Consider the following 13,429-nt stretch of genomic DNA (forward strand, 5'->3'; position numbering starts at 1 on the left):
CCAATCGTGGGGTTCTATGCTATAATTTATATGTTTAGCAGGACAAGGACAGGGAGGTAAACTGATTGAAAAAAGTATTATTTACAGCCTCAGAAGCGGTACCTTTTATCAAGACCGGAGGATTGGCCGATGTGGTCGGATCCTTGCCAAAATATTTTTCGAAAAAAAATTATGATATACGTGTTATGATTCCAAAGTATTCTGATATCGGCGAAGAATTTACAAAACAGATGCATTACATGGATCACTTTTATATGGATTTAAACTGGCGTCAGCAGTATGTGGGAATCTTTGAACTTGAATATGGGGGAATCAAATTCTATTTTATTGACAATGAGGAACATTTTGCAGGGCCCAGGCCTTATATGGGTATACCGGAAGATCTTGAAAAATTTGCTTTTTTTAGCAAGGCCTCGCTGTCTGCATTGCCGACGATCGGTTTTCGCCCGGATATTATCCACTGTCACGACTGGCAGACGGGCCTGATTCCTGTGTTTTTAAAAGATGGTTTTCAGCAGAGAGAGTTTTACCGTGGAATAAAAGCGGTTATAACGATACATAATCTTAAATTCCAGGGTGTATGGGACATCAGTACAATTAAGAATATCACAGGTCTTGCTGATTATTATTTTACGCCGGACAAACTGGAATATAGGAAGAACGCCAGTTATCTGAAAGGCGGTCTGGTATATGCGGATGCAATTACCACGGTCAGTAAAACTTATGCCCAAGAGATTCAGATGCCCTTTTATGGAGAGGGTTTCGATGGGTTGATGCGGGCTCGCTCAGAAAATCTCCGCGGGATTCCAAATGGTATTGACTACGAGGAGTATAATCCGCTTACGGACAAAAACATTGCAAGAAAGTATTCAGCTAAGAATTTCCGAAAGGAAAAGGTGAAAAATAAGACGGCCCTGCAAAGGGAGCTTGGATTGACCGTTGATCCCAAAGTTATGATGATCGGAATAGTGTCTCGCCTTACAGACCAGAAAGGTTTCGATCTGATTGCTTATATGATGGATGAGATATGCCAGGATAATATTCAGCTGGTAGTCCTCGGAACGGGAGAAGCCCGTTACGAGAATATGTTTAGGCATTTTGCATGGAAATATGGAGACAAGGTATCAGCCAATATTTATTACTCTGAAGAAATGTCGCATAAGATCTATGCATCAGCGGATGCATTTCTGATGCCGTCTTTGTTTGAACCCTGCGGTTTAAGTCAGCTGATGAGTCTGCGATATGGGACCCTTCCGATTGTACGTGAGACGGGGGGGCTTGCAGATACAGTAGAACCTTACAATGAATATGAGGGAACCGGAACAGGATTCAGTTTTAAAAATTATAATGCCCATGAGATGTTGGGAATTATTCGATATGCCGAGCGGACTTATTATGACAAGAAAAGAGCGTGGAACAAGATCGTAGACCGTGCAATGGCAGTGGATTATTCCTGGAATCATTCGGCACTTGAATATCAGGAGCTATATGACTGGCTTTCAGAATAATTAGCACAGGACAGAGGCAGATTCCGGCAAAGGCCGAAAGCTGCCTCTGCTTGACGTTCCTCTGCTTTTATGGTAGATTAAAACTGTAATTCAACATGGCAGTTTTCCTGCGAGTTTCCCAAAAGATATTGACAACAATCAAAAAGTGTAATACGATATACATAATGTGCGAACATATGTTTGCGGGATAAGGAGAGAATATGTCGAATAAAGATGAGAAGTTAAAAGCCCTTGAGGCTGCAATCGGACAGATAGAAAAACAATATGGAAAGGGTTCTGTGATGAAACTGGGAGATGCCAGTGCACATATGAATGTGGAGACGATCCCCACAGGCTCTTTGAGCCTTGACATTGCCCTCGGCCTGGGCGGCGTTCCAAGAGGAAGAATTGTGGAGATCTATGGACCGGAATCATCCGGAAAGACAACTGTGGCTCTTCATATGGTTGCAGAAGTTCAAAAAAAAGGTGGAATTGCAGGATTCATAGACGCTGAGCATGCTTTGGATCCCGCCTATGCCAAAAATATTGGGGTTGATATCGATGATCTCTATATCTCACAGCCGGACAGTGGAGAACAGGCTCTGGAGATTACAGAGACGATGGTCCGATCGGGTGCAGTGGATATCGTAATTGTCGATTCTGTTGCCGCTCTGGTTCCAAAGGCGGAGATTGACGGTGAGATGGGAGATTCCCATGTAGGACTGCAGGCGAGACTGATGTCGCAGGCACTTCGTAAACTGACCGCTGCTATCAGCAAATCAAATTGCATCGTAATCTTTATCAATCAGCTGCGCGAGAAAGTCGGTGTCATGTTTGGGAATCCTGAAACTACGACAGGTGGCCGTGCCCTGAAGTTCTATGCGTCCATCAGACTTGATGTGAGAAGAATTGAGGCGTTAAAGCAAGGCGGCGAAGTAGTCGGAAACCGCACCAGAATCAAGGTGGTGAAAAATAAGGTGGCGCCGCCGTTTAAGCAGGCAGAGTTCGATATTATGTTTGGAAAAGGCATTTCCAAAGAAGGAGATGTCCTCGATCTGGCTTCAGATCTGGGTATTATACAGAAAAGCGGTGCATGGTATGCATACAGCGATGCCAAGATTGGTCAGGGGCGTGAGAATGCAAAGCAGTATCTGACTGAGCATCCGGATGTCTGCGATGAGGTGGAACTGCAGGTGAGGGAAAGTTATGGTTTGATCGAACAGGATGAGAAACCGGAGGCGGATACCGGCAATGATGATACAGACAATTAAACCGCTGACGAAGAAAAAAAGTCGGGTGATAACAGAGGGGCAGTCTGATTTTGTGTTATACAAAAGTGAGCTGTCCCGTTATCACATCAAAGAGGGCATGGAACTTTCTGATGCGACTTATGAAGAGATCATAGAGAAAGTCCTGAAAAAGCGTGCAAAGCTGCGCGCACTGCATCTGCTTACAGCACAGGACCGGACGGAACATCAGCTCAGAGAAAAGCTGAAAAGGGACGGGCACCCCGATGAAGTTATCGACTGTGCAGTTGATTATGTAAAAAGTTATCATTATATTGATGATGCCAGATATGCGAAAGTCTATGTGAGAAGCATGCGTGAAAAAAAGAGCGCCAGATGGATTCGATTGGAACTGGAGAGGAAAGGGGTATCCGAATCGTATATCTTGGAAGCCCTGAAGCCATACGAGGGAGAATCTGAGGTGTCTGTCATAGAAAATCTTGTGCAAAGGAGAGCAGGAGAGCCACATCCTATAGATGAAAAGGAGATGCGGCGCCTGTATGGCTATCTTATGCGCCGCGGATTCAATGGATCAGAGGTCAAAAAGGTGCTTCAAGGCTATCGTGAGGCTGAATCATATCATTACTAAAACAGCTGTGAAAAGGTATAACCATCCGTGGACAAGTCCATATATGGTTATACCTTTTCACAGTGTAATGGTTAAACTGATTGACAAAAGGTAAAAAACAGTATAAAATTGAGGTGTTGTGAATGAACAATGAAAACTAAATAAGGAGGTGCTCCTGTGATAGTTGCAATAGTTGCAATTGTTGCTGTGTGTGTTACTCTACTTATTGCGGTTCCTGTTGTTAGCAAAACTGCAGTTGACAAGAAAGTCCGGGAAGATGCCGAAAAAATTGGCACTGCAGAGGAAAAGGCCAGAAACATTATAGATGAGGCGTTGAAAACTGCTGAAACTAAGAAACGTGAGGCACTTTTAGAGGTTAAAGAGGAATCTTTAAAAGCTAAGAATGAGGCTGAAAAAGAGAATCGGGAACGAAGGCTGGAGCTGCAGAAGTATGAAAAGCGAGTACTGTCCAAGGAAGAATCAATTGACAGGAAAGCCGATGCGTTAGAGCGTCGCGAAAATGATATTACAGCAAAAGAAGCAGAGATTAGAAAAAAAGGAAAGCAAATCAACGAGTTACATGATCAGGGAGTACAAGAGCTGGAGAGAATATCCGGTCTCACCTCCGAACAGGCAAAAGAATATCTTTTAAAATCTGTTGAAGACGAAGTTAAAATTGACACTGCAAAAATTTATAAGGAATTAGTTACACAGGCGAAAGCCGATGCAGACAAAAAAGCAAAGGAATATGTGGTTACCGCGATACAAAAGTGTGCAGTAGATCATGTCTCGGAGTCCACAATTTCCGTAGTACAGCTTCCAAATGATGAGATGAAGGGGAGAATTATAGGCAGGGAAGGGCGCAATATCCGTACCCTGGAAACTCTTACAGGAGTGGACTTGATTATCGATGACACACCGGAAGCGGTAGTGCTGTCTTCATTTGACCCAATCAGACGAGAAGTGGCACGTATCGCATTAGAGAAATTAATTGTTGATGGACGAATTCATCCGGCTCGCATTGAGGAAATGGTTACAAAAGCACAAAAAGAAGTGGATGCAACGATTCGTGAAGAAGGCGAAGCGGCGACTCTTGAAGTCGGCGTACATGGCATTCATCCTGAATTGGTCCGCCTCTTAGGCCGTATGAAATTCCGTACCAGCTATGGACAGAATGCATTGAAGCATTCAATTGAGGTGGCACAGCTGGCAGGCTTGCTTGCCGGTGAGGTAGGAGCAGATGTGCGCTTGGCAAAGCGTGCAGGACTGCTGCATGACATTGGAAAATCCATTGACCATGAAGTAGAGGGATCCCATATTCAGATTGGTGTTGATCTCTGTCGTAAGTACAAAGAGCCTGCGATTGTTGTTAATGCGGTGGAATCCCATCATGGTGATGTAGAACCACAGTCTCTGGTTGCATGTCTCGTACAGGCTGCAGATGCTATTTCAGCAGCTCGGCCGGGAGCGAGAAGAGAGACATTGGAAACATATACAAACAGATTAAAACAGTTAGAAGATATTACAAACTCTTTTCAGGGAGTGGACAAGTCTTTTGCTATTCAGGCAGGTAGAGAAGTCCGTGTTATGGTGATACCAGATCAGATCAATGATGACGAGATGGTACTTTTGGCGAGAAGTATTTCAAAACAGATTGAGGCAGAGTTGGAATACCCAGGACAGATCAAAGTGAATGTAATTCGCGAAAGCCGCGTAACAGACTACGCGAAATAAGTAATTTTCTTTAGTAAACATAAAAGGTTGTGATTTTCATCAAAAAACGATGAAGATCATGACCTTTTCGTTTGCGCGAGATTGATTCCCATGTATAATGATCTCAAAAGCACAAATGATAAAAGAAAAGTGTAAACAGGAAAATCTGAAAGGGCCAAAGACATGAAGAAAAAAATATTGATTTTAAATACCGGAGGGACGCTTTCCTCTGTGGAAAGCGAAGAGGGCCTGGTTCCGGGACTTAGCAGTCAGAAGATTCTTGGAAAGATGCATATGGTAGCTGAAGATATTGAAGTGGAAATGAAAGATTACAGTTCTGTGGACAGTGCGAATATATTTCCCGAAGACTGGGCAAAGCTTGCCAAAGTGATCGCGGATGAATATGAGAAGTATCAGGGGATTGTGGTAATTCATGGGACCGACACACTTGCCTATACGTCATCTATGCTGACTTTTATGCTTCAGAATATTCCGATTCCGGTGGTGGTTACCGGAAGCCAGCTTTCGATTTCTCATCCGGTAGCGGATGCGATGGAGAACTGCCGATGTGCGATTCACATGGCGGCGAGTGGTTATCCAGGGGTTTTTGTGGCATTTAACCGGAAGGTGATCTTAGGATGCAGAGCATCCAAGGTCCGTACGGTGAGCTTTGATGCGTTTGAGAGCATTAACTATCCGAACGTGGGAGAGATCAGCTCACTGGGTCTTCACATTGATGAGAATCAGATTCCGTCCAGAAAGGGGATTTTCCGTCCGCAGATGAATTATTCGGAGAAAGTATTCATGTTGAAGCTTTATCCTGGAATCGATCCCGGCATTTTGGGTTTTTTGCAGCAGCAAGGTTATCGCGGGGTCTACATCGAAGGATTCGGACTTGGCGGAATGCCGTTTCTTCATCAGAATTTTATAGCATCTGTGGAAAAGGTAATTAAACAGGGTATGGTGGTGCTGGTCGGAAGCCAGTGCCGATATGAGGGAAGCAACCTGTCTGTCTATGAGACGGGACGTAAGGCACTCAAAGGAGGAGTTTTTCAGGCTTACGACATGACTGCAGAGACAGCCGTCACAAAATTTATGTGGGTGCTTGGACAGTCACAGAATCATCACGAGATGGAAGAGTATTTTCTTATGGATCTCGCCGGAGAAGTGAGCATTCCAAAGTGAGATCATCGATGGCCGGTCGGGCTTTCTTCTCATGTTTTTCTTTACAGGCAAGATATAACAGGGTATGATTAATCTGTGAGATTTATCACGCGGTGCGGAACAATCCGTGTATTATAATAAGAGGAGGTATCGTAGTGAAACGTTCTAAGATTAATGCTTGTATTAAGGACATGGAAAGACTGGTAAGGGAGAATGGATTCCATCTTCCGCCATTTTGCAGCTGGACACCAAAAGAATGGGAAGACAAGGGCCATGAGTATGACGAGATTCGTGACAACATGCTCGGATGGGATATCACAGATTATGGCCTGGAAGACTGGGACAAGGTAGGGTTCGCTCTGATTACGCTGCGTAACGGAAATCAGAATAATCCCAAATACAAAAAAGTATACGCAGAGAAATTACTGATGTTGAAAGAAGGACAGCATTCTCCCATGCATTTTCACTGGAAGAAATCAGAGGATATTATCAACAGAGGCGGCGGAACGATGATCATTCACGTCTATAACGATGATGGCAATGAGGAACTTGCCGACACGGATGTCTGCGTGAATTCCGACGGCAGATCTTACTATGTGCCTGCGGGCACAGGTGTTGAGCTAAAACCTGGGCAGAGCATCACCTTGTGGCCTCATCAATACCACGATTTCGATGTCAAACCGGGGACTGGCGATGTCCTGATTGGTGAGGTTTCCATGTGTAACGATGACAATACAGACAACCGCTTCAATCCGCCGGTCGGCCGTTTTCCAAAGATTGAAGAGGACGAAGAGCCATACCGTCTCCTTTGCTTTGAATATCCCAAAGCCAGAGAATAACTAAAACTGACTGTAAGCGTGGCAAACCCATTCTGTCAGGATGAATGCAATGCTGCTTTTCGATATTCGCCAGGCGTACAGCCAAACTGACTTTTAAAAAGACGGTTAAAATGATTAATGTTCTGAAATCCGGATTCGAGAGCAGCTTGCTTGATTGTAACAGCATCATTGCTCATCAGGTATTTTGCTTTGGAAAATCGAGCTTGTATAAGTTCTTCCTTAGGTGAACAGTGGAAGAAATCCTGGTAATAGATATAGAGCTGGCTCTTTCCGATATGCAGAATCTTACATAGCTGTTCGATGGTCCAGTTCTGTTCACAGTTCCCCAGCATCTGTCCGCGAAGCGCCAGAAGCTGGGGATATATATTCTGATGCTGTTTTGTCGGCACGGACTCCTGACACTGCCCGCGGTGAAGAAGGATCAGAAGCTGTCGGATATAAAGTTCCATCATAGTTTCAGAAAAGGTCATCTGACTTAGGAACTCCTGATAGATCTGCTTTAGCAGCCAGTTCAGCTCGTCCGTGTTGTATGGATAAAGTATATCATTTAGCCGGATATCATATTGATCTACAATTTTACGGTCACAGCTGAAATGAACATAGCTGTTGAAGAACTCTTTATCTGCCCGATAATTTTGATACTGTCCGGGAGAGTAGAGGATACATGCTCCTGATCTCACTTTTAACGCAGAGCGGCCTGGAAAGCGAAAAGTCATCGGAGCAAGGACTAAAAGGAAGAGATAGCTAGCTGTTCCAGACGGACGATAGATCAACTCACAGTCAGGATTGTGTGTGTGATATCCGCAATAATCAATTGAAATCATAAGAACTCCTTTCTGCAACTGTAAGCAGATGAAATATCTGCAAATAGTTTTTGCATAAAACATAAAAAATATCCAAGACCTGAGAAAAGAATAACAGAACCGGAAGAAATGTCAATATTAAAAGAAATTAGGTAATTGATACCAAGAGTCGAAAAGAGTATGCTGTTCATGCTTGCATGAAAAAGCATACAAAGAAGAGAGAGGGCAGAGGATGAAAAAATCAAACTTATTTATTGACAAACACTTTAAAGTTGCAGAAGTAGACAAGAGGATCTACGGATCCTTTATCGAACATCTCGGACGGGCTGTGTATGGAGGAATTTATCAGCCGGAAAGTGCCTTTTCGGACGAACAGGGATTCAGGACAGATGTCGCAAAACTGATTACCCGGCTGGATGTTCCGGTTGTACGTTATCCGGGAGGAAATTTTGTATCTGGATATCACTGGGAGGACGGCGTAGGACCAAAAGATGAACGCCCCAGAAAAACGGATCTGGCATGGAATGTCATCGAGACGAATCAATTCGGATTGAATGAATTCATGGACTGGACAAAAAAAGCAAATACAGAGGCCATGATGGCGGTAAATCTTGGAACTCGGGGTGTGGATGATGCAAAAAACATTGTGGAATACTGCAATCTCAAGGGCGGTACGTATTACAGCGATCTGAGAAAAAAACACGGCTATCAGAATCCTCATGACATTAAACTGTGGTGTCTGGGCAATGAGATGGACGGTCCGTGGCAGATGGGACATAAGACGGCACCGGAATATGGCAGGATCGCCGCTGAAGCCGGCCGCATCATGAAGATGGTGGATCCGTCGATTGAACTTGTGGCATGCGGAAGTTCATCCCTTACGATAGATACGTTCGGTACCTGGGAGGATACGGTTCTTTCAGAAGCTTATGACATGATAGATTATCTTTCCCTTCATCAATATTATGGGAATCAAGATAATAACACACCAGATTTTCTGGCCAACACAGTTGCCATGGATGAATTCATCAGTTCCGTTGTATCCATCTGTGATGCGGTAAAAGCAAAAAAACGCAGACATAAGAATATCAACCTGTCGTTTGATGAATGGAATGTATGGTACCATTCCCATGAACAGGATCAGAAACTGGAGCGTTGGTGCGAAGCACCTCATCAGCTGGAGGACATCTATAATTTTGAAGATGCACTGTTGGTTGCCGGGATGATGATCACGATGCTTATGCATGCAGACCGTGTGAAAATTGCATGTCTTGCGCAGCTTGTCAACGTCATCGCACCGATTATGACCTCAGATACAGGGGCGTGGAAACAGACCATTTATTATCCTTTTGAGCTGATTAGCCGATATGGCCGTGGTACAGTCTTAGGCACACTTTCTGATGCACCGTGTTATGAGAGCTCTCACGGAGACGCGTCGTATCTCGATGCAGTCTGCATTATGGATGAGGAACAGAGTGCTCTGACAATCTTTGCAGTGAACAAAGACCTGACGGATTCTATGGAACTCTCCTGTGATCTTCGTCAATTTGAGGGATATCAGGTGAAGGAACATCTTGTGCTGACAAATCCGGATCTGAAGGCTGTCAATACAGAAGAACATCCCGATTGTGTAGTACCTGTAAAAACTCAGAATGCAAAAGTGACGGATGGTATTTTACATGCCTTACTTTGCGACAAGAGTTTTCATGTAATCCGTCTGGAAAGGTAAATTGGAGTGAAAGTATGAAGAGTATCATTGAAGATATAAAGAATAAAGACTTTAAAAGAGTATATCTGCTTTATGGAGAGGAAACATATCTGAAGATTCAGTTTCGGGACAAACTGTGTCATGCACTGAATCAGGAAGATACAATGAATTATTCCGAATTTGAGGGAAAAGGTCAAAACGAAGGTCAAATCATAGATCTGGCTGAGACGATGCCTTTTTTTTCAGATCACCGTCTCATTCTTTTGCAGGATACGGGATTCTTTAAAAATAAAGCAGATCGGATGGCGGACTATATGGCCGAACTTCCGGATTATATCTGCATGATATTCGTGGAGAGTGAAGTTGACAAACGCAGCCGTATGTACAAGGCTGTCAGGAAATACGGAAGAACTGTAGAATTCGTGAGCCAGGATGAGAAAACACTTGCCAGATGGGTTTTGGGAACGCTAAAAAGAGAAAACAAGAAGATCACAAAGTCTGATCTGGATCTGTTTTTTACGGTGACGGGCACAGATATGGGAAATATAGAAAGAGAACTTGAAAAACTGATCTGTTACACAATGGGAAGAGACGTAATCACAGACAAGGACATCAAAACGATATGTACCGCCCAGATCACGAATCAGATCTTCGATATGGTCCGGGCAGTGACAGCGAAACAGCAGAAAAAGGCACTGGATCTATACTATGATCTTCTTTCGTTAAAAGAATCGCCCATGAAAATTCTCGCACTGATCGCAAGGGAATTCCATATGATGCTGCAGGTGAAAGGCCTGCAGCTTGAAGGAAGTGATATCCATACAATCGCCGAACGAACAGGTCTTCGCGATTTTGTGGTAAGAAAGTATCTGCCTATGACACGCAGCTATTCCATGGAGCAGCTGCGTGCCGCCATGGATGACTGTATTACAACTGAGACAGATGTGAAGACAGGGCGGCTTTCGGATGCCATGAGTGTGGAACTGCTGATTATCCGGTTTAGCTCGAAAAAGTCATATTAATGCCTTCAGAAATTGTGTAACTGAGACGTTTGATTGTCTCGTCGATATCTTTTGGGGTTACGAACATAGACATCAGCGAAGGGCTTATGATTTCGCCTAAGAATTCCTGAATCTCGGATTCTTCCAGAGCTTCCAATAAGTTGGAAACGGCATCATGGACGATCGTCCCGGCATCTACCACGGTGGGAATGCCAATTCCAATAACGGGAATGCCAAGCGTTTCTTTTGTGAGAGCACAGCGGTAATTCCCCACGCCAGAACCGGGACTGATTCCGGTGTCAGTCAGTTGTATCGTGCAGTTTAGACGTTTGGTATTGCGGGCCGCCAGAGCATCGATGACAATGACGGAGTCCGGCTTTGTCTTTGCTATGACACCCTGGAGGATTTCCATCGTCTCCATTCCGGTTTGGGCCATAACACCCGGTACCAACGCACTGATCATCGGGGCACCTTTTGTGCCGGGACCGGCGTATCCGTATTCACGTACAAGATGTCGGGTAATATGCAGATTATTGATGACATCGGGGCCAAGGGCATCCGGGGTGATTTCCTGATTTCCAAGTCCTACGACAAGGACGGAATTTGGATGGGCGGGCAGCAGTTTTTTTAAATGACGCGAAAGTTCTACAGAGATTTCTCGGTGGTAATCGTCGTCATCTGCTGTCATAGAAGGAGCTTCCATCGTGATATAGGTGCCAATTGGTTTTTCCATCAGATGTGCCCCATGTTCAGTTTCGATTTTTACCCAAGTGGTACGAAGATCTTTAACCTTATTATAATGTTTTCGGATCTTAACGCCGGGTATCTCTACGTTGTCTTTTTCGTATTTTTCACCATTCTCCATGACAAGATCGGTTCGCACTTTGTACTGATTCATTTGGATCGTCTCCTTTGCAGGTCTTTTTAAGGCTTATCTTATCTTTTGCATTTTTCATTTAAATATGTATTGACAATGACAGATAAAAAGTATAAGATAAATTAGTATGTTCGTCGGAGTGTCCGTGTCTGCCCCGACGGCAAAGATAAAAATGATATCAGGTATACAGGAGGTGTAACTTTGGCAAATATTAAATCATCGAAGAAGAGAATTCTGGTAGCACAGACAAGAACAGAAAGAAATAAAGCAGTCAGATCTGCTGTAAAAACTTCGATTAAGAAAGTTGAAACAGCTGTTGAGGCAAAAGATAAGGCTGCTGCCCAGAGCGCACTTACAGCCGCAATTTCGACAATCGAAAAGGCAGGTTCGAAGGGCGTTTATCATAAGAACAACGTATCCAGAAAAGTTGCACGTTTGAGCAAGGCTGTAAACTCAATCGCATAACGCATAAATAGATAAAACAGATAAAATCAGAGGTTTCCATTCATACCGTCATGTGAATGGGAGCCTCTTTCTGATTGGCCGGGCTTCCAACGTCATGAGAATGAATCTGCAGGTATCAACTTACACTCCATGCATAAACTATATACAGGGGGTGAGAGGTTGGACAATAATGACAAAGGGACGGGGACAGTGGTGATTATCATACTGGCAGTGATTGCGTCGGTTTTAGTTTACAGAAGTTTTAAAGTTATCTCATCCGGCGGATTTGACAGAGGAAAAGAGATTATCTCTTCTGCGTACGAGCAGGCACAGAAACTGGCAGTCAAAGTTTACCTGCCGCAAGTTTATTATGACGAAGATAATCCAGGCAGTGGAGATTTTATTGAACATGTGGCTCAGACCGCAAAGGAGCAGATTCCGGGAATGGGTGTGAGTCAGAAAAAAAAGACGGAGGATGAGATGGCCATCGAGGATGCCTCTACCAAAAAAGCAATCATAGATGAAAATAATAAGGCTATCCAGACAAAGATGACTGCAGAAAATCAGCAAAAAGTACAAGATGACGAACAGAAAAAGCAGGAAGAGGAGCTCAAGAAAAAGCAGGAAGAAGAGGCAGCGAAAGCGAAAGAAGAGGCGGCGAAGGCAGCCAGTTCCATTAATATTATAAACCCCATACCTTTAGACTCGCTGAGGGACTTTAATTATCTCGTAAAAAACTACTTTGTTGTCGATAATAATACGACAGCTGAAAAATCTCAGATTAATGTAGACGAATTCTGGTCAAAGGATATGAAGATCACAAAAGATCCGTCTGTTCCGCAGATTCTGATCTACCATACCCATTCTCAGGAGACATTTGTGGATTCGGTGCCTGGTGATGCGAATACCACTGTGGTGGGCCTTGGAAATCTTCTGACATCGATTCTTCAGGATACCTATGGCTATCAGGTAATTCATCTGACCAATACTTTTGACCTTGTGGACGGAAAAGAAGAGAGAAGCAGAGCTTATGATTATGCGCTTCCTGTCGTTGAGCAGACTTTACATGACAACCCATCTATTGAAGTGGTGATTGACCTGCACAGGGATGGTGTAAAGGATTGGCAGCATATGGTCACTGAGATTGATGGAAAGCCAACAGCACAGATTATGCTTTTTAACGGAGTTTCCCGCACGAAGATGAACGGCGACAACCCGTCACTTCCCAATCCCTATATCAAAGACAATCTGGCATTTTCTTTTCAGCTGGAACACATGGCAAACCAGTGCTATCCGGATTTTACCCGCTGTATCTATCTAAAAGGACTGCGATACAACCTGCACGTGCGCCCAAAATCCATTCTGCTGGAGGTGGGAGCTCAGACCAATACATTGGAAGAAGTGAGAAATGCTATGGAACCTTTCGCAAAAGTGCTTAATTCCGTTCTGGATGGGACGAATAAAACACTGCAGTGAGTGCAGAGGCAAAGAAGAGTGACAAAAGCCCCTCATCTGTGGTATTATGTAATTTGTAAAGAC

The 13,429-nt window shown here is 43.9% G+C and carries 12 protein-coding genes; 10 read left to right on the plus strand and 2 right to left on the minus strand.

Annotated features, from left to right (window positions below):
- Nucleotides 1-65: 65 nt before the first annotated feature.
- The 6 genes from glgA to INP51_RS03665 all read left to right on the plus strand — a co-directional run bounded on the left by glgA (nucleotide 66) and on the right by INP51_RS03665 (nucleotide 7,057).
- On the plus strand, nucleotides 66-1,508 hold the full coding sequence (gene glgA, locus INP51_RS03640) for a glycogen synthase GlgA (RefSeq protein ID WP_193736375.1): 1,443 nt from the start codon (nucleotides 66-68) through the stop codon (nucleotides 1,506-1,508).
- A gap of 200 nt (nucleotides 1,509-1,708) precedes the next feature.
- Entirely contained in the window at nucleotides 1,709-2,758 is a 1,050-nt protein-coding gene (gene recA, locus INP51_RS03645) for a recombinase RecA (RefSeq protein ID WP_193736376.1), read from the plus strand.
- Entirely contained in the window at nucleotides 2,739-3,362 is a 624-nt protein-coding gene (locus INP51_RS03650) for a regulatory protein RecX (RefSeq protein ID WP_193736377.1), read from the plus strand. The genes recA and INP51_RS03650 overlap by 20 nt, the downstream gene beginning before the upstream one ends.
- A gap of 204 nt (nucleotides 3,363-3,566) precedes the next feature.
- The gene (gene rny, locus INP51_RS03655) at nucleotides 3,567-5,075 is read left to right on the plus strand and encodes a ribonuclease Y (RefSeq protein ID WP_408610544.1); all 1,509 of its coding nucleotides are present in this window, start codon (nucleotides 3,567-3,569) and stop codon (nucleotides 5,073-5,075) included.
- Between the two features lie 162 nt (nucleotides 5,076-5,237).
- A complete protein-coding gene (locus INP51_RS03660) occupies nucleotides 5,238-6,239 on the plus strand; it encodes an asparaginase (RefSeq protein WP_193736379.1) in 1,002 nt (333 codons plus the stop codon).
- Between the two features lie 134 nt (nucleotides 6,240-6,373).
- Nucleotides 6,374-7,057, plus strand: coding sequence for a D-lyxose/D-mannose family sugar isomerase (locus tag INP51_RS03665; protein WP_193736380.1), 684 nt, complete (start codon nucleotides 6,374-6,376; stop codon nucleotides 7,055-7,057).
- A 35-nt stretch (nucleotides 7,058-7,092) separates the two neighbouring features.
- On the opposite strand, the gene INP51_RS03670 is transcribed toward INP51_RS03665, so the two are convergent.
- Nucleotides 7,093-7,881 carry a helix-turn-helix transcriptional regulator gene (locus tag INP51_RS03670; RefSeq protein ID WP_193736381.1) on the minus strand — a complete coding sequence of 263 codons (789 nt, stop codon included), beginning with the start codon at nucleotides 7,879-7,881 and terminating at the stop codon, nucleotides 7,093-7,095.
- Nucleotides 7,882-8,092: 211 nt separating this feature from the next.
- Here INP51_RS03670 and arfA point away from each other — a divergent pair, with 211 nt between their 5' ends.
- The gene (gene arfA, locus INP51_RS03675) at nucleotides 8,093-9,589 is read left to right on the plus strand and encodes an arabinosylfuranosidase ArfA (RefSeq protein WP_193736382.1); all 1,497 of its coding nucleotides are present in this window, start codon (nucleotides 8,093-8,095) and stop codon (nucleotides 9,587-9,589) included.
- Nucleotides 9,590-9,603: 14 nt separating this feature from the next.
- On the plus strand, nucleotides 9,604-10,590 hold the full coding sequence (gene holA / locus INP51_RS03680) for a DNA polymerase III subunit delta (protein ID WP_193736383.1): 987 nt from the start codon (nucleotides 9,604-9,606) through the stop codon (nucleotides 10,588-10,590).
- Here holA and gpr read toward each other — a convergent pair.
- Nucleotides 10,568-11,467, minus strand: coding sequence for a GPR endopeptidase (gpr, locus tag INP51_RS03685; RefSeq protein WP_193736384.1), 900 nt, complete (start codon nucleotides 11,465-11,467; stop codon nucleotides 10,568-10,570). The two genes, holA and gpr, sit on opposite strands and share 23 nt — an antisense overlap.
- A gap of 180 nt (nucleotides 11,468-11,647) precedes the next feature.
- Between gpr and rpsT the strand changes: the two genes are divergently transcribed.
- On the plus strand, nucleotides 11,648-11,911 hold the full coding sequence (gene rpsT / locus INP51_RS03690; protein ID WP_193736385.1) for a 30S ribosomal protein S20: 264 nt from the start codon (nucleotides 11,648-11,650) through the stop codon (nucleotides 11,909-11,911).
- Nucleotides 11,912-12,070: 159 nt separating this feature from the next.
- A complete protein-coding gene (locus INP51_RS03695) occupies nucleotides 12,071-13,366 on the plus strand; it encodes a stage II sporulation protein P (protein ID WP_230406870.1) in 1,296 nt (431 codons plus the stop codon).
- Nucleotides 13,367-13,429: the final 63 nt, after the last annotated feature.

The organism is Blautia liquoris (assembly GCF_015159595.1).
In the GTDB taxonomy this organism is placed as follows: domain Bacteria; phylum Bacillota; class Clostridia; order Lachnospirales; family Lachnospiraceae; genus Novisyntrophococcus; species Novisyntrophococcus liquoris.